General features: G+C 62.7%; 19 protein-coding genes. 4 read left to right on the top strand and 15 right to left on the bottom strand.

Annotation, left to right across the window (positions count from 1 at the left end):
• Positions 1-6 precede the first annotated feature (6 nt).
• Both EB235_RS07450 and EB235_RS07445 read right to left on the bottom strand, forming a co-directional pair.
• Positions 7-1,695 carry a hypothetical protein gene (locus EB235_RS07450; RefSeq protein ID WP_027031595.1) on the bottom strand — a complete coding sequence of 563 codons (1,689 nt, stop codon included), beginning with the start codon at positions 1,693-1,695 and terminating at the stop codon, positions 7-9.
• A gap of 76 nt (positions 1,696-1,771) precedes the next feature.
• Positions 1,772-3,070: an adenylosuccinate synthase gene (locus EB235_RS07445; RefSeq protein ID WP_027031596.1), complete on the bottom strand. Its 1,299-nt coding sequence runs from the start codon at positions 3,068-3,070 to the stop codon at positions 1,772-1,774.
• A gap of 213 nt (positions 3,071-3,283) precedes the next feature.
• Between EB235_RS07445 and EB235_RS07440 the strand changes: the two genes are divergently transcribed.
• Complete coding sequence (locus tag EB235_RS07440; protein WP_027031597.1) at positions 3,284-4,195, top strand: DMT family transporter; 912 nt, start codon at positions 3,284-3,286, stop codon at positions 4,193-4,195.
• Between the two features lie 116 nt (positions 4,196-4,311).
• Here EB235_RS07440 and serA read toward each other — a convergent pair whose 3' ends face one another.
• From serA to glmM, 5 genes are all read right to left on the bottom strand, one after another.
• Positions 4,312-5,913, bottom strand: coding sequence for a phosphoglycerate dehydrogenase (gene serA / locus EB235_RS07435; RefSeq protein WP_027031598.1), 1,602 nt, complete (start codon positions 5,911-5,913; stop codon positions 4,312-4,314).
• 65 nt (positions 5,914-5,978) lie between these two features.
• Entirely contained in the window at positions 5,979-7,154 is a 1,176-nt protein-coding gene (locus tag EB235_RS07430; RefSeq protein WP_027031599.1) for a phosphoserine transaminase, read from the bottom strand.
• A gap of 201 nt (positions 7,155-7,355) precedes the next feature.
• Positions 7,356-8,129 (bottom strand): outer membrane protein, encoded by a 774-nt coding sequence (locus EB235_RS07425; protein WP_027031600.1) that lies wholly within the window; start codon positions 8,127-8,129, stop codon positions 7,356-7,358.
• Between the two features lie 252 nt (positions 8,130-8,381).
• Positions 8,382-9,212, bottom strand: coding sequence for an outer membrane protein (locus EB235_RS07420; RefSeq protein ID WP_027031601.1), 831 nt, complete (start codon positions 9,210-9,212; stop codon positions 8,382-8,384).
• Between the two features lie 229 nt (positions 9,213-9,441).
• Complete coding sequence (gene glmM / locus EB235_RS07415; RefSeq protein ID WP_027031602.1) at positions 9,442-10,794, bottom strand: phosphoglucosamine mutase; 1,353 nt, start codon at positions 10,792-10,794, stop codon at positions 9,442-9,444.
• A 368-nt stretch (positions 10,795-11,162) separates the two neighbouring features.
• Here glmM and EB235_RS07410 point away from each other — a divergent pair, with 368 nt between their 5' ends.
• Positions 11,163-11,999, top strand: coding sequence for a hypothetical protein (locus tag EB235_RS07410; protein WP_027031603.1), 837 nt, complete (start codon positions 11,163-11,165; stop codon positions 11,997-11,999).
• Between the two features lie 291 nt (positions 12,000-12,290).
• Complete coding sequence (locus tag EB235_RS07405; protein WP_027031604.1) at positions 12,291-12,743, top strand: hypothetical protein; 453 nt, start codon at positions 12,291-12,293, stop codon at positions 12,741-12,743.
• Between the two features lie 427 nt (positions 12,744-13,170).
• Here the strand turns inward: EB235_RS07405 and ftsH are convergent, their stop codons facing one another.
• Together ftsH and tilS are read right to left on the bottom strand one after the other, a co-directional pair.
• The gene (gene ftsH, locus EB235_RS07400; protein WP_027031605.1) at positions 13,171-15,099 is read right to left on the bottom strand and encodes an ATP-dependent zinc metalloprotease FtsH; all 1,929 of its coding nucleotides are present in this window, start codon (positions 15,097-15,099) and stop codon (positions 13,171-13,173) included.
• A 123-nt stretch (positions 15,100-15,222) separates the two neighbouring features.
• Positions 15,223-16,521: a tRNA lysidine(34) synthetase TilS gene (gene tilS / locus EB235_RS07395; protein ID WP_245268964.1), complete on the bottom strand. Its 1,299-nt coding sequence runs from the start codon at positions 16,519-16,521 to the stop codon at positions 15,223-15,225.
• Between tilS and EB235_RS34675 the strand changes: the two genes are divergently transcribed.
• Positions 16,420-16,722 carry a hypothetical protein gene (locus tag EB235_RS34675; RefSeq protein WP_245268990.1) on the top strand — a complete coding sequence of 101 codons (303 nt, stop codon included), beginning with the start codon at positions 16,420-16,422 and terminating at the stop codon, positions 16,720-16,722. The genes tilS and EB235_RS34675 overlap by 102 nt on opposite strands.
• Here the strand turns inward: EB235_RS34675 and ybgF are convergent.
• The 6 genes from ybgF to tolQ form a co-directional block, all read right to left on the bottom strand.
• Positions 16,691-17,815 (bottom strand): tol-pal system protein YbgF, encoded by a 1,125-nt coding sequence (gene ybgF / locus EB235_RS07390; RefSeq protein WP_027031607.1) that lies wholly within the window; start codon positions 17,813-17,815, stop codon positions 16,691-16,693. The genes EB235_RS34675 and ybgF overlap by 32 nt on opposite strands.
• A gap of 179 nt (positions 17,816-17,994) precedes the next feature.
• On the bottom strand, positions 17,995-18,501 hold the full coding sequence (gene pal / locus EB235_RS07385; protein WP_027031608.1) for a peptidoglycan-associated lipoprotein Pal: 507 nt from the start codon (positions 18,499-18,501) through the stop codon (positions 17,995-17,997).
• Positions 18,502-18,760: 259 nt separating this feature from the next.
• Positions 18,761-20,065, bottom strand: coding sequence for a Tol-Pal system beta propeller repeat protein TolB (gene tolB, locus EB235_RS07380; RefSeq protein WP_027031609.1), 1,305 nt, complete (start codon positions 20,063-20,065; stop codon positions 18,761-18,763).
• Between the two features lie 38 nt (positions 20,066-20,103).
• The gene (locus EB235_RS07375) at positions 20,104-21,261 is read right to left on the bottom strand and encodes a TonB family protein (RefSeq protein ID WP_027031610.1); all 1,158 of its coding nucleotides are present in this window, start codon (positions 21,259-21,261) and stop codon (positions 20,104-20,106) included.
• A gap of 7 nt (positions 21,262-21,268) precedes the next feature.
• Entirely contained in the window at positions 21,269-21,721 is a 453-nt protein-coding gene (gene tolR / locus EB235_RS07370; RefSeq protein ID WP_027031611.1) for a protein TolR, read from the bottom strand.
• Positions 21,722-21,732: 11 nt separating this feature from the next.
• Entirely contained in the window at positions 21,733-22,443 is a 711-nt protein-coding gene (gene tolQ / locus EB235_RS07365) for a protein TolQ (RefSeq protein WP_027031612.1), read from the bottom strand.
• Positions 22,444-22,587 lie beyond the last annotated feature (144 nt).

The following is a 22,587-nucleotide window of genomic DNA, read 5'->3' as shown; positions in this document are numbered from 1 at the left end:
CAGTCGTCAGCCCGCCGTCTTCGCCTGCCAGGCCTTGATCGCCTCGTCGAAAACCTTCTCGCCGGGAATGCCCTTTTCCATGGTCAGCAGCGCCCGCCGTCCGGTCTTGTAGACAACCGGCACGTCGATCCAGTCCTGGCCGCGCAGCAAGGTCATGTTGGCGTCCTCATCGGCCTTGGTGTCGTTGAGCGCGACGAGGAAGAAGCCGTCGGCGATCTTGGCCGGAATCCCGATCAGCGGGCTGCCGGCGTCCTGCTCCGAGCTTTTCATGGCGACACGCAATATGTTGTCGACACCGCCGCCTTCGAAACCGTCGGGCGTCAGGAAGATCATCTCGATGATATGGCTGGCCGGTAGCGTCTGGTCGGTGTTGCGGCGGATGGTCATGCGCAACTGGATGTCCTTGCCGGGGATCGTCGCCTCGGCGCGGATCGCCGGCTCGGGCGGCAGGTCGCCGCCGGGCGATTCCTGCACCAGCGACCAGACGATACTGCCGGGCTCGGCCGAACCCTGCGCGGTGCTGGTGCGCTCCTCATAGAAGATCGCTTTCTGACCGACCGGCAACGAGGTTTGCGCCGCCGGAGCGGCTGCCGGCGCCGAGGGAGGCGTGGCGGCCGCGGGTGCTGGCGGCGTTGCGGCGGCATTGGCCGGTGCGGCGGGTGCGGTTCCGTTGGCAGGCGGCGTCGCAGCGGGCGCCGCGTCGGCTGCGGGCGCGGCAGGTGTGGCTGCGGCTGGTGCTGGTGCTGCCGCGGGCGGCGCGGCTATGGCCGGTGGCTGCGTTGCCGGCGCGTTCGTCGCCGTCGGCGGCGTGGTCAGTGCTGCAACGGACTCACCCTCGCCTATGCCGCTTTGCCCGCCGGCCGGACCGGGATCGGTTTCGCCGCCTTCAGGCGTCAGCCGCTGCGTGAATTTCGTCGCATCGGCGCCTGCCGCGGGCGCCGATGGCGTCGCCGCCGCGTCGGTGGCCGGCTTGGCGGGCGCCGGTTTCACCGGCTCGGTCTTGGCAACGACCTTGCTGCCGCCGAGGCCCAGCATCTTGCTGAACGCATCCTTGTTCAGCCAGACGCCATAGCCGCCGCCGGCAACCACCAGCAAGGCGACGACGGCGGCGATCAGCCCGCCATAGCTGCGCTTGCGCTCGGCCGGACGCAGGCGCGGGAAAGCATCGGCCTCCGCGACCGGCTCGTCATCGTTCGGGAAGACGCCACCCTGGTCATCGTCCTGGTCCGCATCCATACCCGGCAAGGTATGGTCGGCCAGCTTCGGGGCGGCCGGCTGCACCGGCGCTGACTTCTGCCAGCTTGGCTCGACCTTGGCGGCAGGCGGCGGCGCGGGGCGATAAGGGTCCGGCTTGGGGGCTGGCGGCGCCTGCCACGCTGGCGCCGCCGGCACTGGCTGGCGCGTATGGCTCGGCTGGTTCTTGTTGCGGTCGATGGAGGAAAAAATGTGTTCCAGCTCGGCGAGCGGGTCCGTTTCCGGCACGCTCCGGGCATAGTCGCGCTCGACGCTGGCAATGGCGTCTTCCAGGGAGCGCTTCTGCTTGGCCACGACGTCGGCTGACAGCGGCGGCGAAAACTCCGCAAGTTTCTTGACGAGTGCCGACCGCGCGCCGTCATAGGTCCGCGTGCGCGTTTCGGGCGTCGGCTCGCCGTATTTGTCGAGCGCCTTTTTCAGAACAGCAACAAAATCTGCCATGCTTCAGTCGACCTGTATTTTTGCTTCCGCGCCGGCCCCCGCAAATCAGCCGCGATGCCCGGAAAGGCTTCAGAAACTAGTCTTGAAACGGATCGGTCACAAGTATTGTGTCGTCCCGTTCCGGGCTGGTGGAGAGCAGCGCGACCGGTGCGCCGATCAACTCCTCTATGTATCGGACATATTTGACCGCCTGGGCCGGAAGATCGTTCCAGCTGCGCGCGCCGGCGGTGGTGCCTTTCCACCCCTCCAGCGTCTCGTAGACCGGTTCGACACGGGCCTGCGCGCCCTGGCTCGCCGGCAGATAGTCGATCATCTCGCCATCCAGGCGATAGCCGGTGCAGACCTTGATCTCGTCCAGCCCGTCGAGCACGTCGAGCTTGGTCAATGCGATGCCCTTGATGCCGTTGACGGCAACGGCCTGGCGCACCAGCACCGCATCGAACCAGCCGCAGCGGCGCTTGCGCCCGGTGACGACGCCGAATTCATGGCCGCGCGTGCCAAGGAACTCGCCGATCTCGTTCTTCTGTTCGGTCGGGAACGGCCCTTCGCCGACGCGTGTCGTGTAGGCCTTGGTGATGCCGAGCACATAGCCGATGGCGCCCGGACCGACGCCCGATCCGGCGGCGGCCTGCCCGGCAACCGTGTTGGACGAGGTGACGAACGGATAGGTGCCGTGGTCGATGTCGAGCAGCGTGCCTTGCGCGCCCTCGAACAGGATGCGTTCGCCGGCGCGGCGCTTGTCGTCGAGGATTTTCCAAACACGGTCCATATAGGGCAGGATCTGATCGGCGACCGAGGTCAATTCAGTCATGATCGCGTCATGCGTGACTTCGGCATGGCCAAGCCCGCGGCGCAGCGCATTGTGGTGCGTCAGCAGCCTGTCGACCTTCACTGGAAGCGTTTCCAAATCCGCCAGATCCATCACCCGCACCGCGCGCCGACCCACCTTGTCCTCATAGGCCGGACCAATGCCCCGGCGGGTCGTCCCAATCTTTGTCCCGGAATTTGAGGCGGCGTCCTCGCGGAATCCGTCCAGCTCCCGGTGCAGCGACAGGATAAGCGCTGTGTTTTCGGCTATTTTCAGGCGGTCCGGCGTCACTTCGACGCCCTGCGCCTTGAGTTTCGCCACTTCGGCCACGAAAGCGTGCGGATCGAACACCACACCATTGCCGATGATGGACAGCTTGCCCTGCCGCACGACGCCGGACGGCAACAGCGACAGCTTGTAGACCTTGCCGTCGACGACCAGCGTATGGCCGGCATTGTGGCCGCCCTGGAACCGCACCACGACATCAGCGCGCTCCGACAGCCAGTCGACGATCTTGCCCTTGCCCTCGTCGCCCCACTGCGAGCCGACGACCACCACATTGGCCATGTTTCTTTTCCCTTGAGACGCCGCCGAGCGGCTTGGATATGGTTCGAAACGACAGGCCTCTATAGCGTCAAGACCTCGCGAGTGCGACCTTTCTTTGCCCTCGAAAATGCCCTGAGGCACAACAATTTTCGGCTTTGTCATCATTTACTTGGACTGACGGGGGCAATAGGCCGGCAAACACCGCAGCGCATCCGCCGCGGCCGGAATCCCGCGATGCATCGAAGCGCCTACATCTTCCTGCTGCTCACCACCTTGCTGTGGGGCGGCAATTCGGTGGCCGGCAAGCTGGCGGTCGATCACGTCTCGCCGATGACGCTGGTCTTCCTGCGCTGGGTGCTGGCCGTGGCGATCCTGCTGCCGATCGGCTGGCGCACGATCCGGGAGGATTGGCCGGTGGTGCGCAAACACTGGTTCGTCCTGGCGGCACTTGGGGCCAGCGGCTTCACTTTGTTCAACACCATTTTCTACACGGCGCTCAACTACACGACGGCGATCAACGTCTCGATCGAACAGGCGGCGATGCCGGTACTGATCATCGTCGCCAACTTCATCTTCTTCCGCTTGCGGGTGAGCTGGGCGCAGATTGCCGGCGTGGTGCTGACCATCGCTGGCGTCATCCTGACCGCCTGCCACGGCGATCCGCGCCGGCTGCTCACACTGGAGCTCAATTTCGGCGACGCCATCATGCTGGTCGCAGTCATCCTCTACAGCGGCTATTCGGTCGGGCTGCGGCTGAAGCCGGTGATGCGCTGGCAAAGCCTGATGCTGGCTCTGTCGGTTGCAGCTCTTGTCACCTCGCTGCCCTTCTTCCTGTGGGAGATCACCACCGGGAAGGTTATGTTGCCCGACACGCGCGGCTGGGGGATTGTCGTCTACATCGCCGTCGGCGTCTCGATCATCTCGCAAGTCTGTTACATCAGAGGCAACGAGCTGATCGGCGCCAACCGTGCCGGCCTGTTCATCAATCTGGTGCCGATCTTCGGCACGCTGCTTTCGGTGCTGATCGTCGGCGAGACATTCCAGCTCTATCAGGCACTGGCGCTGGTCCTCGTCCTGGGCGGCATCGCGCTTGCCGAATACAGCGGACGCAAGACGGCGATGATCCCACCAGCCGAGCTGCCCTAAGCAGCAAAAAGGCGCGACCGAGGCCGCGCCTTTGATCTCTAACTCTTGTTTTGACGCAATTCCGGGCGGAAAACCGTTTCACACTTTTCCTTGAATTGCTCCAGGAAAGGCCGAGATCAGACCCCGCCCACGTCGAAGCGCAGCCGCTTGGCCGAGCCGATCGACTTGTGCGCTCGCACCTGCTCCAGCACCTTTTCCGGGAACGGTGCGTCGAGATAAAGCAGCGCGATGGCATCGCCGCCCGGCCGGTTGCGGCCAAGCTGGAAGTTGGCGATGTTGACGTCGTTCTCGCCGCACACCGTGCCAAGCAGGCCGATGATGCCGGGCGCATCGGCATTGGTCGTGTAGAGCATGTGCTGGCCGACCTCGGCGTCGAGGTTGATGCCCTTGATCTGGATGAAACGCGGCTTGCCGTCCGAGAAGCAGGTGCCGGCGATCGAGCGCGTCATGTGCTCGGTCTTGACCGTCAACTTGATATAGCCGTCGAACACGCCCGACTTGTCGCGCTTGACCTCGGCGACGATGATGCCGCGCTCCTTCACCATGATCGGTGCCGACACCATGTTGACGTCGGCGACCTGCGGCCGGATCAACCCGGCCAGAGCCGCACTGATCAGCGCGCGCGTGTTCATCGTCGCGGTCGAGCCATCAAACAGGATCTCGACCTCGCTGATAGGATCGTCGGTGACCTGGCCGACAAAGGCGCCGAGCACTTCGGCGAGCTTCACGAACGGCTTCAGCCGCGGCGCTTCTTCCGCCGTGATCGACGGCATGTTGATGGCGTTGGAGACCGCACCCTTGATCAGATAGTCGGCCATCTGCTCGGCGACCTGCAGCGCGACATTTTCCTGCGCTTCCGCCGTCGAGGCGCCGAGATGCGGTGTCGCCACCACATTCTCCATGCCGAACAACTCGTTCTGCTCAGCCGGCTCGACCTCGAACACGTCGATGCCGGCGCCCGCCACCTTGCCGCTCTTCAGCGCCGCGATCAGGTCGGCCTCGACGACCAGCCCGCCGCGCGCGCAATTGATGATGCGCACGCCCTTCTTCATCTTGGCGATCGCCGCCGCGTCGATGATGTTGCGCGTCTTGTCGGTCAGCGGCGTGTGCAGCGTGATGAAGTCGGCACGGGCGAAGAGCTCGTCCAGCTCGACCTTGTCGACGCCGAGTTCCTCGGCACGCTTGTCCGACAGGAACGGGTCGAAGGCGATGACATGCATCTTCAGGCCGACGCCGCGCGTGGCGACGATCGAGCCGATATTGCCGCAGCCGATGACGCCCAGCGTCTTGCCGGTGATCTCGACGCCCATGAAGCGGTTCTTTTCCCATTTGCCGGCATGGGTCGAGGCGTTGGCCTCCGGAATCTGGCGCGCCAGCGCGAAGATCATCGCGACGGCATGTTCGGCGGTCGTGATCGAATTGCCGAAGGGCGTGTTCATCACGATGATACCCTTGCGGCTCGCGGCCGGGATATCGACATTGTCGACGCCGATGCCGGCGCGGCCGATGACCTTGAGATTGGTGGCGGCGTTGATCAGCTTCTCGGTGACCTTGGTTGCCGAGCGGATGGCGAGGCCATCATACTGGCTGATCACTTCGAGCAGCTTTTCCTTGTCCTTGCCGAGATCGGGCAGATAGTCGACCTCGACGCCCCGATCCTTGAATATCTGCACGGCGGTGGGAGAAAGTTTATCAGAGACGAGAACACGGGGCGCCATGGCGGCCTCCTTGAAAAATGGGATTGATCCGGGAATGGCGCGGCGCGCGGGCCGCCGCCAAAATCTCAGGCAGCCGCTTTCAGCGACGCCTTCTGCGCGGCAAAGGCCCAGTCGAGCCATGGCAGCAGTGCTTCGAGATCTGATGTTTCGACCGTCGCACCACACCAGATGCGCAGGCCGGGGGGCGCGTCGCGGTAGGAGCCGATGTCATAGGCGACACCTTCCTTGTCGAGCGCCGAGACCAGCCCCTTGGCGAAAGCCGCCTGCCCGTCGGCATCGAGCGCCGCCACATCGGGATCCGTGAAAGAGAGGCAGACCGAGGTGTTCGAGCGCGTCGCCGGTTCAGCAGCGAGGTGACCGAGCCAGGACGATTTGTCGACAAAACCTTCGAGCACGGCGGCATTGGCATCCGCTCTGGCGATCAGCGCATCGAGGCCGCCGATCGACTTCGCCCAATTGAGCGCGTCGAGATAGTCCTCGACGCACAGCATCGACGGCGTGTTGATGGTCTCGCCCTTGAAGATGCCCTCGATCAGCTTGCCGCCCGAAGTCAGGCGGAAAATCTTCGGCAGCGGCCATGCAGGCTTGTAGCTCTCCAGCCGCGCGACGGCGCGGGGCGACAGGATCAGCATGCCGTGCGCGCCTTCGCCGCCCAGCACCTTCTGCCAGGAGAAGGTGACGACATCGAGTTTCTCGAAATCGAGCTTTTGCGCGAACGCCGCCGAGGTGGCGTCGCAAATGGTCAGCCCCTTGCGGTCGGCGGGAATGAAATCGCCATTCGGCACGCGCACGCCCGACGTGGTGCCGTTCCAGGTGAAGACCACGTCGCGATCGAAGTCGATCTTGGCCAGGTCCGGCAGCTCGCCGTAACCGGCTTCGATCTTGCGCACATCGGCAAGCTTCAGCTGCTTGACCACATCGGTGACCCAGCCGGAGCCGAAACTCTCCCAGGCGACCATGTCGACGCCGCGCTCGCCGAGCAGCGACCACAGCGCCATCTCGACAGCGCCGGTGTCCGACGCCGGCACGATGCCGATGCGGTAGTCCGCCGGGACTTGCAGGATTTCGCGCGTCAGCTCGATTGCCTGTTCGAGCTTGGTCTTGCCGATCTTGGCGCGGTGGGAACGGCCGAGCGCGGCATTCTTCAGCGCCTCGACCGACCAGCCAGGGCGTTTTGCGCAGGGACCTGAGGAAAAATGGGGATTTGCCGGACGGAGTCCGGGCTTCGTATGCGTCGTCATCGTGGTCTATCCTTCCAGATAGTGGCCCCTCGTTGGGGAGGGGTGGCCCACGGACGGCGATATGCGTTCAGGCTTCGGGCGTCAAGAGGAAAGTTTTTGTCGCTGCCGGGATACAGGCGGTCCGCGATCAGGTTCGCGTGATTTCAAACGCAAACGGCGGACCACGAGGATCCGCCGTCAAAGTCCCGATCTGTCCCAGGCCTACCAGAGATCGTAGCGCAGCCCGACCTTGACCTGATGATTGCTGATCCCCTTTTTGACCGGATAGGATGTCAGGCTTGCGGCCGTCACATATTCGGCATCCGGGGCGGAGAAATACTGATAGCCCAGATCGACGGAAACATTCTTCGTCACCTGGTAAGCCAGGCCGGCATTGAGGGTATAGGCCAGGGAGTACTGGGTCTTGTTGTCCTGCTGGGTAAAATCATCGGTTGGGTCGTTGTTGTCGGTGAAATAGCTCGCCGAAAGCTTGCGCGTGCTCTGGACCACCCCTACGCCGCCGCCGATGTAGGGCGTGATACCGACATAGGTCCCGAGATCGACATAGCCGTTGAGCATCAGCGAGTACGCGTAGTTCTTCAGGGAGCCTGACGCCACGGTTGCCGTGGCCGGCAGCACCACAGTCGCTGAATCGTCATAGCCGACACCGATCTTGTTGCCGGGCAGATAGCCGAGATTGAGATCGGCGCGCAGATAGTCGTTGAAATGGTAACCAAAGCCGATGCTGGCAAAGACGGGATCTTCCTTGTCGCTGAAGCTCGCCGGCGTGAAGGCGAAATCATCATTCTTGAAGCTCTTCTGCACGAGATAGGAGACGTCGCCGCGCAGATACCAGCCCGAGCCGACCTCGACCGGCACATAGTCAGGCGCCTGGTCGACAACGACTGGCGGATCATAGTCGGCTGCAAATGCTGATGTCAGCGGCAAGAGCCCTACTCCGGCAAGCACCAGCGCGATACGCGATGTGAGTGTCATGATACCCGACTCCCGAATTTAGCGACGCTTGCAATCACGGCAGCAGCCATCGTCTCAAGGAGCATTGTTAACCATAGTGGTTAAGTCACGGTTAAGGCTAACAGAGCGTTAGCGAATTGATTTCGCAAATGCATATCGCCCAGGAGCAACCTCCGTTTCGGGGTTGCATCCCAGGCGTTGCATTGGCGACAACTCAAACGAAAACCGCCCGGCTGGGCCGGGCGGTTCGCGAATATTCGATCGTGAAAGTTCTTACTTGGTGTAGATCGGCTCAGGCTCGGGCTGATAGGCTACCGGTACGCTGCACCCGTTGTTGCCGCCGAACTGATAGCGCAGGCCACCGCGCACTTCGTGGGTATTGATACCGCGGTCAAAGCCCGGCCCGGTGCTGCTCACATCCCATTCGAACATGCGGCCGCCCTGGATATGGGAGAAGCGGTAGCCGGCATCGAGGATGACCTTGTCGGTCAAGCAGTAGGAGGCACCGGCCATGATTGCATACGCAAAGCGCCAGTTGGATGCTCCGGGATTGGTCTCGGTGGTGTTGGGGTCGTAGACCCTATCCCACTTGACGCGCGCGCCACCGATACCGGCGCCGACATAGGGCGTGATGCCGTGCCAGGTGCCGATGTCGACGTAGGCATTGGCGAGCAGCAACAGGGCGCTCATCTTCGACACTTCGGTCGAGGTCGTGAGGAGATCCGAAGTACCGCCATTGAAGTTCGACTTGAACCAATAGTCGGCGGTCACATCAGCACGAAGATGATCGTTGATCTTGTAGCCGACGCCGCCGCCGAGCGAGAAACCGCCCTTAAGCTTGCCGTAGTCGAAGCTCTTGCCGCCCGGCGTAACCGTACAATTACAAGGGTCGACGCTGTAGGTCATGTAGTCGATGCCGCGCACATCAGACTTGTGATAGTCGATATCGCCTCGGATGTACCAGCCGCCGACATCGACCGGCTGCTCGTAGACCGGCGGTGGTGCTTCTTCGACCTGCGGCTCTGGCAGGTCGGCTGCGAGAACTGGCCAGGCCATGCCCGCGAACAGCAACGCGAACAGGGCCTTTCTTGCTGTATTGAACATGCTTGTCACCCCTAGGAACCCTCGGAACAGCGGTTGCGTCCGAATGAGATTGGCTTTCAAGGGTGGATAATGAATTGGAAAAGTTAAAAGGCGTTTAACCCTGTTGCTTAACCACGATTCGCTAAAATTCGAAGGATCGCCAACCAGGGACCGGGTCTGCGGCCAACAAAAAAGCCCACCAGAAGGGCGGGCTTGGTTGCGACCAGAGCGGCCTGCGGGCGCGCCGGGATCAGGCGGCGCTGCGGGTTTCCGAGATGACCTCGACGATGTCGTTGACGACCGCCTCGACCAGTTGCGGATCATCACCCTCGGCCATGACCCGGATCAGCGGCTCGGTGCCGGATGGCCGTATGACCAGCCGCCCGGCCTTGCCAAGACGGTGACGGGCATCCTCGATGGCGGCCTTGACCGGAGCTTCGTCGAGCGGCTTGCCACCGGCGATGCGGACATTCTTCAAAAGCTGGGGCACAGGTTCGAACTTCTTCGACAGCTCGCTGACCGGGCGGCCCTGGCGCTTGATGCAGGCCAACACCTGCAGCGCCGAGACGAGACCGTCACCGGTGGTCGAGAAATCCGACAGCACGATGTGGCCCGACTGCTCGCCGCCGACATTGAGCCCATGCGCGCGCATATGCTCCACGACATAGCGGTCGCCGACCTTGGTGCGGTGCAATTGCAGCTTCATGTCGCCGAGGAAGCGTTCGAGGCCGAGATTGGACATGACCGTCGAAACCACGCCGCCGCCGGCAAGCCGTCCGCTCTGGTGCCATGACTCCGCGATCAGCGCCATGATCTGGTCGCCGTCGACGATGGTGCCATTCTCGTCAACGATGACGACGCGGTCGGCGTCGCCGTCGAGCGCGATGCCGATGTCGGCGCGCACCTCGTGCACCTTCTTCTGAAGGCCGGCCGGATGGGTCGAGCCGCATTCCTTGTTGATGTTGAGACCGTTGGGCTCGACATTGATGGCGATGACCTCGGCGCCCAGTTCCCAAAGCGCGGCCGGCGCCACCTTGTAGGCGGCGCCATTGGCGCAATCGACGACGATCCTGAGACCCGAAAGCGACATCGAGCGCGGCAGCGTGCGCTTGGCGAATTCGATGTAGCGGTCATGCACGCCGTCGACGCGCTTGGCGCGGCCAAGCCCGTCGGAATCGGCGAGTGCCAGTTCGATGTCCTTGTCGAGCATGCTCTCGATGCGCTCTTCGATCTCGTCGGAGAGCTTGTAGCCGTCAGGTCCGAACAGCTTGATGCCGTTGTCGTAATAGGGATTGTGCGAAGCCGAGATCATGACACCGATATCGGCGCGCAGCGATCGCACCAGCATGGCAACGGCCGGCGTCGGGATCGGGCCAAGCAGGAACACGTCCATGCCGGCAGCGCAAAGCCCGGCGACCATCGCATTCTCGATCATATAGCCGGAAAGCCTGGTATCCTTGCCGAGAACGACACGATGGCGGTGGCTGCCGCGCTGGAACGAAAGGCCGGCGGCCATGCCGACCCGCATGGCGATTTCAGCGGTCATCGGAAACTTGTTGGCGCGCCCGCGAATACCGTCCGTGCCGAAGTAATTTCCTGCCATGCTAGTCAGAGTCCTCAAGGGTTCCGTCCGGCGCACGTCATGCCACAATTAGCCGGCTCGTCATGATCACATTGTGTGATTATATGTTACCAATCATTAGAAAATCATTGTTGTGCACTGCACACAGCAAGGCCGCAGCCTATCATGACGACATTGTGGCGCTGAATATACCAGTTTTGCGAGCTATTCGGTGCAGCTGCACGTGGAAAATCTTGGTTTTAACCCGGTAAGGGGCAATGATTTCATCACCTTATCGGGAGAAACCGGCTTCCGGCGATATATACCTCACTTAGCATCTGGCGCAACCGACCGTTGAGCGTTATTGATTCGGCGGGACGTATAATGGGCTGCAGCAACGGAGAAACGCTATGCTCATCCACCGACTTGCCACTCTGACCGGCCTTGCCGTAGCGACGTTGTTCCTGGCTGCGCCAGCCAACGCGTTGACGATGGCCGAATGCAGCACGAAGTATAACGCCGCCAAGGATGCCGGGACACTTGCCGGGGCAACCTGGAACCAGTTCCGCAAGGCGCAGTGCGGTACCGACGCCGCCGCCACGGACACCACCAAGCCGGCCGCAACCAAGGCTGCCGAGACCAAGCCGGCCAAGACGACCAAGGCCGCCGCTGCGGCTGACAGCACGGCCAAGGGCCTGACGTCCAAGGAATGCAGTGCCAAGTATCAGGCGGCGAAGGCCGCCGGCACGCTGAACGGCCAGAAGTGGAACGACTTCCGCAAGGCCGAATGCGGTGCAGGCGCATCCGCTGCCGCCGACACCACCAAGCCGGCGACCACCAAGGCCGCCGCGGCTCCCGCCGCCGCCGGCAAGGGCCTGTCCATGGCCGAATGCAGCACCAAGTATCAGGCCGCCAAGACAGCCAATACGCTGAAGGGCCAGAAGTGGAACGACTTCCGCAAGGCCGAGTGCGGCGCCGCCGCCGCCGATGACGACAGCGTACCGGCTCCGAGCGAAGCCAACTACACCAAGGAGCCGCCGAAGCCGACGACGGTTGCGCCCAAGGGCGTCACCTTCCCGTCCGCGATCACGGCCAAATATGCCAGCGAGACCCCCGGAAAGGGCCGCATGCACACCTGCCTCGACCAGTATTATGTCCTCAAGGACGCCAACGCGCTCGGCGGCCTGAAGTGGATCCAGAAGGGCGGCGGCTACTACAGCCTGTGCAATGCCAAGCTGAAGGGCTGAGCCACGCATGGTAGTCTCCGAGATCGATCAGGCACGAGCCGGTTGAGATCGAATTGAAGTAGACGGAAAATCCAAAGGCCCGCGATGCATCCGCATCGCGGGCCTTTTGTTGCGCGCGACCACGCCTACGGCCTTGTCAGCCTCTGCATATCGCGGGAGCTGTCGGCATCATCAATTTGCCCACACCGCCAACCGTCAGGTTTGACAGCAGCCCAAAAAATTCCTATTGAACATATCAGGAACAAACAGTATACAAAAAGACATTAGCTTGTAATCAACCAGGAGGATCTTATGCTCAATTTGAAATTGGCGGTATTCGCCGGGACGGCATTGGTTGCGTGGAGCGTCGGCCCTGCAAGCGCACTGACGATGAAGGAATGCGGCGAGGCTTATCGGACCGCCAAGGAAGGCGGCACTCTGAATGGAGTGGAATGGAACGCTTTCCGCAAGGATAAATGCGCAACGTCCGCTGCGGGAAGCGCCGAGGCGAACACGGCCGAAGCGACACAACAGCCGAAGAAGGAAGCCAGCGCGGTGACCGCACCCACCGTAGCGCCGGCTGGCGTGACGTTCCCAACTACGCTCGCGGCCGAATTTCAGGCCGAAAAACCCGCCAAGGCGCGAATGAAGACCTGCCTCCAAGGCTACCATAGCAACAAGGATGCCGGCACGTTGAGCGGCCTCAAGTGGATCCAGAAGGGTGGCGGCTATTACAGCCTGTGCAATGCCAGGCTGAAGACCTGATCGGCAGCAATAGGTCAACAAAGAAAGGCCCACGAGCCGCAGGGTTCGCGGGCTTTTTCTTTGCCGCGCGATCTACACGCATTTGCGCTGCCCCTCACCTGCCTGCCGGCATCCTTTCCCGTATAGTGACGGGAGAGGGGCGCTGTCATCTATAGTTTCACCAATCACCAGCGCCGCAAAAAGCGCCGACGTTGAGGCAAGCTGCTTTCTCCCCGTCACTATACGGGGAGTTGAGGAGTGGTCCGCGAAGCGGGCGAAAAGCCAACCGCTTGGCTTTTCGAACGACGAACGCCCGGCAGAGCAATGAGGGGCGGTGCCGACTTCAACAATTGGCCGGCCTTGGTCCCGGCGAACCACGGCGGTGCCTTCACAAAAGAAAACGCCGCGGAGAAGCCGCGGCGTTTTCTTGAACTCAACAACGTTCTGCTCAGCTGGACGGCTGCGGCTCCATGCCGCCCTCGGGCTCGGGGCCCTTCTTGCGGCGGCCACCGGACTTCGGCACGGCCGAGCCGCGGCTCGGCGGCGTATCGTCGCCGAGGTCGCGCGAGGGCTTGTTGCCCGCGATCAGCTGCTTGATCTCTTCGCCAGACAGCGTCTCGTATTCGAGCAGGCCTTGCGCCAGCGTGATCCATTCCTTCTTCTTCTTGGTCAGGATGGATTTGGCCGAGACATAGGCCTCGTCGATCAGGCGGCGCACTTCGGCGTCGATGATCTGTGCGGTCTCTTCCGAAATGTTCTGCGTGCGCGCCACCGAATGGCCGAGGAACACCTCTTCCTGATTGTCGCCATAGGCGACATGGCCGAGCTTGTCGGAGAAGCCCCAGCGCGTGACCATGGCGCGCGCCAGCTTGGTCGCCTGCTCGATGTCGGAGGACGCACCCGAAGTGATGTTCTCCTTGCCGAACTTGAACTCCTCGGCGACACGGCCGCCCATCATGATGGCGAGGCGCGAGATCATGTATTTGTAGCTCATCGAGTAGCGGTCGCCTTCCGGCAACTGCATGACCATACCGAGCGCGCGGCCACGCGGGATGATCGTAGCCTTGTGCAGCGGATCGGCCGACGGCACGTTGAGCGCCAGGATGGCGTGGCCGGCTTCGTGATAGGCGGTCAGCTCCTTCTCGGCCTGGGTCATGGCCGAAGAGCGGCGCTCGGCGCCCATCATGATCTTGTCCTTGGCGTCCTCAAACTCGGCCATGGTGACGAGGCGCTTGTTGCGTCTAGCTGCCATCAGCGCCGATTCGTTGACCAGGTTCATCAGGTCGGCGCCGGAGAAGCCCGGCGTGCCGCGAGCGACGACTTTGAGGTCGACATTGGGGGCCAGCGGCACGTTGCGCACATGCACCTTGAGGATCTTCTCACGACCGACGATGTCGGGGTTCGGCACCACCACCTGGCGGTCGAAACGGCCCGGACGCAACAGCGCCGGATCGAGCACGTCGGGACGGTTGGTGGCGGCGATCAGGATGATGCTTTCGTTGGATTCGAAGCCGTCCATCTCGACCAGCAGCTGGTTCAGCGTCTGCTCGCGCTCGTCATTGCCGCCGCCGAGGCCGGCGCCGCGATGACGGCCGACAGCGTCGATTTCGTCGATGAAGATGATGCAGGGCGCATTCTTCTTGGCCTGGTCGAACATGTCACGCACGCGGCTTGCGCCGACGCCGACGAACATCTCGACGAAGTCCGAACCCGAAATGGTGAAGAACGGCACATTGGCTTCGCCGGCAACCGAGCGGGCGAGCAAAGTCTTGCCGGTGCCGGGAGGGCCAACCAGCAGCACGCCGCGCGGAATCTTGCCGCCAAGGCGCTGGAACTTCTGCGGATCGCGCAGGAACTCGACGATTTCTTCAAGGTCTTCCTTGGCTTCGTCAACGCCGGCAACGTCCTGGAAAGTGATGCGGCCATGCGCTTCCGTCAGAAGCTTGGCCTTCGACTTGCCGAAACCCATGGCGCGTCCGGAGCCGGACTGCATCTGCCGCATGAAGAATATCCAGACGCCGAGGATGAGGATCATCGGCAGCCAGGAGATCAGATAGCCGAACAGCGAGTTGGAGCCGTCGGTTTCAGGCCGCGCATTGATGGTGACGTTCTTGTCCTGCAGCCGCGAGACCAGCGAGGGATCGCCGGGCGAATAGGTCTGGAAGCCGGTGGAATTGTCGCTGTAGGTGCCGGTGATGCGCGCGCCAGCAATGGTCACCGTCTTGACCCGGCCGGCCGCGACATCCTGCAGGAACTGCGAATAAGGCACATCGCTTGAGGCCCCACGCGTCTGCGGCGTCTGGAACAGATTGAAAAGAGCGATGAGCAGGACCGCTATGATCGCCCAGAGCGCGAGGTTGCGATAGTTCGGATTCATCAATTGTCCCGTTGGCGTCCGCGGACGGACAGCATCATGAGAGGAAACTTGGGCCTAACATAGGGAGAGCGCCTCCCCTTGCCAAGCATAACAGCACGTCTGGGTTAAGCTTTCGACCAACCATCAACCGGCACTATGGCCGCGCCATGGCGGGAGAGGCAGCGGCGACGCGCCGATCAGCCCGGCGACGGCCCGCGCCGGCGCCAGATCGAAGGATGGCAGGAAGCGGGCAAAAGGCGACACAAGCGGCCGCGAAGCGAACCCTGGCGACCCCGGCTCGCCCTGCGGCAATCCAGGGTTTTCAAGGGCTTGCCGCAATGCTGGTTCCGCAGCCAACGCGGCGCGCATCAGGCTTGGCGGGGTTTCTCCCGCACCAATCGCCAGCCGCTTTGCCGCTGTGGCACCCAACGGCGAGATCAACAATGGATCTGACCTGTCGTTCAATGTGATGCGGCGGCGGCCATCCCACACGGCATTGTCGGTGACTGCGGCAGCCGGCGGCAAACCCCGCGCTTCGCGGCGCAGGAAGATGCCGGCACGCCGGAAATCGATCACGCTCCGCGACAATGTGGCGCAAAGAAAGCCGTCCTTCAGCCGGCCGAACAGTGCCTCGCTGCGGGCATGATCCGGCAGCAAGGCAACGCCTCCGGCGGTGGCCAGCAAAATACGCAACGCATAGACGGCCGCGCGGTCGTCGTCGCTCGACAGCAGGCACGGATCGAGACGGATGAGGCCGATGATTGGCTGGGTGGCGAAGCGATCAATCAGATCGGCGGCATTGGCGCCAAGCCGCCTGCGCTCCACGGCGGCCTGGCCGGCGAGCAGCAGCGCATCGTCCATATGTTCGATACTTTCGCCGGCAAGCGCGGCGCGCACGCGCGGCCGCTCGAAGGCCTCGTCGATATTGGTCGGATCGTCGGCCCAGCCGACCTGTTCGCTCCGCAAGAAGTCGCGAAGTGCCGAGCGCCGCGTGCCAAGAAGCGGGCGAACGATCCACTCGCGCCAGTCATAGAGTGTGGCCGGCGCCATGCCGGCAAGCCCCCGGCCTGCCATTTCTGCAGGCTCCTGGCCATCATCCCGCGCCTGCCGCATCAGCACCGTCTCGGCCTGGTCGTCGGCGGTATGACCGGTCACGATCAGGCCGATGTCTTCGGCACGTGCCACCTCGGCCAGCAGCCGGTAGCGTGCTTCTCGCGCCGCTGCTGGCAGACCCGTCGATGGCTTGCGCCCGGACCAGACCAGGATGCGGTGGGCAATGCCGCGCTCCGCGCATAGCTTCGCCACCGCTTGCGCCTCGGCCGCAGAACCTTGCCGCAAGCCATGGTCGACCGTTACCGCCAGCAGTTTCGCGGACGGCGCGGTTCGGTCGAGATGCTGTTTGAGAAGGAGAAGCAGGGCAGTCGAGTCGCTGCCGCCGGACACGGCCGCAACGGCGCCGTGGGTAAAATCGATAGCCGAAAAAAGGCTCTTCGTACTGAAAAGAAGGTTGGTCGAAAGATCAGGCTCGGTGTCGAGCATCAACGCATGTCGCCCAAAAGTGGTCCCGGCCTTGGACTACGACATGGCTGGGAAAAATCAACAGGCAGCCAAATCAACAGGCAGCAAGGGCCTTCTCCTGCTTGACGCGCTCCTTGAGTGCATTGGAAACGTCGGGATAACGCTTGCTGACTTCGCTGAAGGTGGCGCAGGCGACGTCGTGCTGCTTGAGGCCGACCAGCGACACGCCGAGCTTCAAGAGCATGTCGGGAGCCTTCTTGGCCTTTGGGTAGTCCTTGCTGGCGGCGAGGAAGACCTCGGCCGCATCGCGGTACTTCTGCTGGCCAAGCAGGGACTCACCCAGCCAGTAATGCGCGTCCGCCGTCTTCGCATCCTTGGGGAAGCGAGAAATATGATCGCGAAAACCCTGTTCGGCGGTGCTGTAGTCGCCCGACAGGATGAACTGATAGGAATTGCGATAGAGCTCTTCCGGGTCTTTGGTGGAGGGCAGCGCCGCGACCACCGTGCCGTCGGACTTGCTGGCCTTGGCCGGTGCGCCGGTCGCCGGGGCAGCGTCTTGCGCCGGCGCGGCCGCCTGGGTGTTGCCGTCGGCATCGATCACATTGCCGTTCTTGTCGACGGTGATGGAGCCAAAGGTCTTTTCCGGCGCTCCCGTGCCGGGGATCGCCTTGCCGGGGTCGCCATCGGGCGATTCGACAATGACGTCCTCGACCGTCTTGCCCCCAGAGGATGCAGCAGCGGTGCCATCGGCGGGCGCGGCACCGGCATCGGCCGGTGCCTGGGTTGCCGGGGCCGAAGCCATGTTGGTGTTGGTGTCGGTGGTTGCGTCGGACTTCTTCTTAGGTGCCGCCGGTGCCTGTCCGCCCTGCGAGCCGCCTTCCAACTGCTGGAAGCGGAACTCGTTGTCTTCCTGCTGCTTGCGGATCTGCTCCTGCATCTGCAGGACCTGGAAATTGAGTTCCTCGATCTTGCCGTTCATCTGCCGCAGCTGGTCTTCCAGGCTGGTGACGGCAGCAGGATCTGACTGCACCATCTGAACCTGATCGGGCTTCTTCTTTTCACCGAAAAGCTTGGGCAGTTCGATGCTGGGCAGATGGAAAGAAAAGCCGCTGTCGGTTGATTGCCCTGTCCCGCTTGCTCCCAGGCCGCTGGCCGGGGCGGTGACGCCTGATAGGAGCAGCAGCGCAAGTGTGCCGCTCAGAACCGATCTTAAATGCATGTGCCTCTCGCCGTGTGTCGTTGGTCTGTTGCGCGCCTTCCAACCAGAGTGGGACCAGCCAAGCGCCCTCGGCTCATAGCAGGGCCCGAGACTTCGGCCAAATTTTGTTTCGGGCATCCAGATATGAAAAAGGCGGCCCGAAGGCCGCCTTTCGCAAAGCTGTGTTGTATTTTTGCCGATCAGGAACCGGCACCGCTGAGCGTGGTGACCGCGCGGCGGTTTTGCGACCAGCAGGAGATGTCGTCGCAGACCGCGACCGGACGCTCCTTGCCGTAGGAAATGGTCTTCAGGCGGCTTGCCGAAACGCCCTTGGAAACCAGGAAGTCACGGGTGGCGGCGGCGCGGCGGGCGCCGAGGGCCAGATTGTATTCGCGCGTGCCGCGCTCGTCGGCATGACCTTCGACGACAATGGCATACTGCTTGTACTGGTTCAGCCATTGCGCCTGGCGCGAAAGCGTCGTCTGCGCGTCGGCACGGATCGAGGTTGAGTCCGTATCAAAGAAGATGCGGTCGCCGATGTTGACGGTGAAGTCCTGCGCCGAGCCGGGCGTTGCAGCACCCGCGCCGTTGAGGCCAAGGTCGGCGGCGTTGTTCGGCGTCTTCTTCGAGGCGCAACCGGTGATGGCCAGCATCGCCACCAGCGCGATCATGACCGGGTTTCTGGTAAGTGCTGCGATACGGCCCATGCCGCCTCTCCTTCGTATTTCGAGTGATCGTATTCGAGTGATTTCGTTGATCACCCAGTAACCACGTTTGGGTTAACCCGCATTCAAGAAACACGGTTAATATTAGGTTTAGGCTGGTTTAGGTTGCCCGTCCGCAACCTCTTGATCCGAGGCCACAGTTGGCGCGGACCCTAGGCGAAAATGCGGCCAAAACGCGGCCAATGCATGGAAAAGGGGCCGAAACCGCCCCTTTTCAGCATCTGTGGCAATTCAGCCGAACCTATTCCAGTAGCGGCGACCAGGCTGGGTCCGACGCGAAGTTCGCGGTTGGAATCGGCTGCTCATTGCGGCCAGTAAGATCGACCGACACAAGCTTGGGTCCGCCGGCGGAGTCACGGAAGAACATCAGCACGCGGCCGTTCGGCGCCCAGGTCGGTCCTTCCTGCTGGAAGCCGGACGACAGGATGCGCTCGCCAGAGCCGTCGGTCTTCATGACGCCGATCTGGAATTCGCCGCCGGTCTGTTTGGTGAAGGCGATGAGATCGCCGCGCGGCGACCACACCGGCGTTGAATAGACGCCGTCGCCAAAGGAGATGCGGGTCTGGCCGGAGCCGTCGGCGCCCATCACATAGATCTGCGCGCGGCCGCCGCGGTCGGAGGTGAACACAACCTTGCTGCCGTCGGGCGAATAGGACGGCGAGGTATCGATGGCTGTCGAGTTGGTCAGCCGCGTCGTCGAACGGCTGCGCAGATCCATGGCGAAGATGTTGGAATTGCCGTCATCGCGCAGCAGGCTCATGATCACCTTCTGGCCGTCGGGCGAGAAGCGCGGCGCAAACGTCATCCCCGGGAAATTGCCGACCAGTTCGCGCTGCCCGGTCTCGATCTGCAGGAGATAGACCCGAGGCTGGCCGCTTTCATAGGACATGTAAGTGATTTCCTGCCGGTTCGGCGAGAAACGCGGCGTCAGCACGATCGACTTGCCGTCCGAGAGATAGCGGACGTTGGCGCCATCCTGGTCCATGATGGCGAGCCGCTTCTTGCGCGCATTCTTGGCACCGGACTCGTCGATGAACACGACACGCGTGTCGAAATAGCCCTTCTCTCCGGTGATCTTCTCATAGATCGCATCGGCGATGATGTGCGCGACGCGGCGTTGATTGGCGTCGTTGGCGAAAAACTGCTCTCCGGCCAACTGCGTGTTGCCAAAAATGTCCCACAACCGGTACTGGGCGCGGATGCGGCCATCCGCTTCCTTGCTGACGCTTCCGGTAACCAGTGCCTGCGCGTTGATGACCTTCCAGTCCTCATAGCGTGGGGGCGCGTCCGGGTTCGTGATCTTTTCGACAAAGGCGGCTTTGTCGATCGGCGCGAACAGTCCTGACCGTTTCAGATCGGCTGTGACGATTGCCGATATCTGCGCTCCGAGCTCTCCCTGAAAGTCGGGGATGGCGATCGGCATCGGCTCGACATTGCCTTTGTTGACGTTGAGCTCAAGGGTTGCCCGAGCAGGCAAGGTGGCGACAGAAATTATGCCCATCGCCATTGCGGCGACCATCAGGAGCGGCTTGAGGATGGATTTCATGTCTTCTCGCTTCTCTTGCTGATTTTTGGGTGCTCAGGCTAAAGGCCAAGCATCGCTCTTGGATCGAAGTTGACGCGAACGTCAGACCATATGTCCTGCTTCCCCGCGGGAACCTGCAATCCGGCAACGTCACATTTCTGCACGGCGCGAACCGCGCTGGCGTCGAATTGAGGGTTGCCGCTGGACTTTTCGACAGTCGGGCGGCCTTCCAGCTTGCCCGATGCGTCCAGGTTGAAGCGGATGACCACAGTGAAATCCTCGGACCCTTCGAGGCCGACCGGAAGGGTCCAGCAATGACCGAGCTGATCTTCCAGCGCCCCTTGCTCGGACTTCGACAGCTTCTGTCCCTGATCCTTGTCGCCACCGAGCGAGGCCTGCTGGGTCGAGCGCTTGGCGCCGCCGCCGGACGGCTTCTGCTTGTCGAGAAGCGCGGTGATCTCGTCGGCGTTGAACTGCTTGTCGTTCGACTTCGGCTTTGAGGAGGCTTCCTTGACCGGCTTTTCGGCATCCTTGCGGTCCGGCGCCTTGGCGCTTTCGGCCTGTGCCGGCTGCGGCTTCGGCCGCGCTTCAGGTGCTGGCGCCGAACTCGGCAGCTGCGTCTCTTCGGTCGGCGGGTCCTTGGCTATCGCCTCGGCGACGGCATCCGGCTTGACCTCGGGCGTCGGGTCTATTGCCGCGGTCTTGTCCTGCGGCGGCGGGGTCGGTGCCGGCTTGGCCGGTGTCGGCTTGGGCTCGGTCTGCTTGACCGGCTCGGGCTTGACCTCTTCCTTGGGCGTCGGCACCGGCGCCACTTCCGTCGCCGGAATGGGCTTCGGCTTTTCCTGCGGCTTCGGCACGTCCTCGGGCTTCGGCTTTTCGATCGGGGTCGGCGCGGGCGGCGGGGCCGAGGTCGTGTCGACGGGCTTCGGCTTGGCCTCCGGGGTTATCGGCTTGTCGGTGTCGACGCTGTTTTCGCCAACTTTCTGCGCAACCGGCACGATGTCGGGACGCTGCGTCGGCAACGGCGCCGGCTTTTCATGCATCACCGCCTTCTTGTCGCCCTGCAGTGTCTGCGCGACGGCTTCCGTCGGCACGATCTCGACCGCCACCGACTCCACGTCGGCGGACGGCAACGCGGCCGGCGCCGACAGCGTGAACAGGCCGAAGGCCAGCACCGCCGTATGCAGGATCACCGATGTGGTGAGGCCGGTCTTCATCTCGCGTCTACTGATCCTGTTCCTGCAGTGAAACCAGACCGATATTCTTGTAACCAGCGGCCGAAATGCGGGCCATGACCTTCATCGCGGTGCCATAATCGGTGGACTTGTCGCCGCGGATGAAGATGCGCTCTTCATAACCGGTCTTCGAAATTGCCTGCAGCTTGGCCACCAGTTCCTCGATCGGGATCTCGGTTTCCTGCAGAAAGATCTTGCCGGAGGCATCGATCGAGACGGTGATCGGCTGCGTGTCGGCATTCATCGCCTTAGCCTGCGTGTCCGGCAGGTCGATCGGCACGCCGACCGTCAGCATGGGTGCGGCGACCATGAAGATGATCAGCAGCACCAGCATCACGTCGACCATCGGCGTGACGTTGATCTCCGACATCAGCGCATGGTGACGGCCGCGCCGCCGGTGGCCGCGCCCGCCGCGTCCTCCCATGCCTACGGACATACCCATCTCGTTACTCCTCAGGCCTTGGGCGCGACTTTTTCATCGATTTGGCGCGAGAGTATGGCGGAGAACTCGTCGGAGAACCCTTCCATGCGCACAGCGATCTTGCTCGCATCCGATGACAGCTTGTTATAGGCGATGACCGCGGGAATAGCGGCAAGCAGGCCGATGGCGGTCGCCAGCAGCGCTTCCGCGATGCCGGGCGCAACGACCGCGAGGCTGGTGTTCTTGGAACCGGCGATCGCCTGGAACGAGGTCATGATGCCTATGACCGTGCCGAACAGGCCGATGAAGGGTGCGGCCGAGCCGGTGGTGGCGAGGAAGCCGAGACGACCCTCGAGCTTCTCCATCTCGCGCGTCAGCGCCAGGTCCATGGCCTTGTCGATACGGGTCTGCAGTCCAAGCGGCGTCTTGGCGCCCTTCTCGAAACTCTTTTTCCACTCACGCATGGCGGCAACGAAAATGGCGCCCATGCCTGATGTCTTGCGGTCGGCGAGCGTGCGGTAGAGCTCCTCCAGCGACTGCCCTGACCAGAAGACCTGCTCGAAGCGGTTGAGCGCCAGCCGCATGCGGCCATAGGAAACCAGCTTGTCGACGATGATCGCCCAGGTCCAGACCGAGGCGCAGACCAAGCCGATCATGACCAGCTTGACCACCCAGCTGGCCGAAAGGAACAGCGACCAAACCGACAATTGCGCGCCCGGATCGGCGAGTGCGATATTTTCCATCGTTACGTCCTTAAGATTTTCCGGGCAAAGCTGGCGGCTGGCCCATGGCATCCCTTGTGGTCGGTTCGCACGAAGCTACCGGAACAACCCCAAACTGTGCCGTTAACGGCCTTTTCGGGGCAAATATTGGTGAAAGGAAGGCGC

Origin of the sequence: Mesorhizobium loti R88b, assembly GCF_013170845.1 — a bacterium.
Taxonomy (GTDB): Bacteria; Pseudomonadota; Alphaproteobacteria; order Rhizobiales; family Rhizobiaceae; genus Mesorhizobium; species Mesorhizobium loti_B.
Note: the sequence above shows the minus strand (reverse complement) of the source record. Positions and strands in the feature narration are given on the sequence as shown.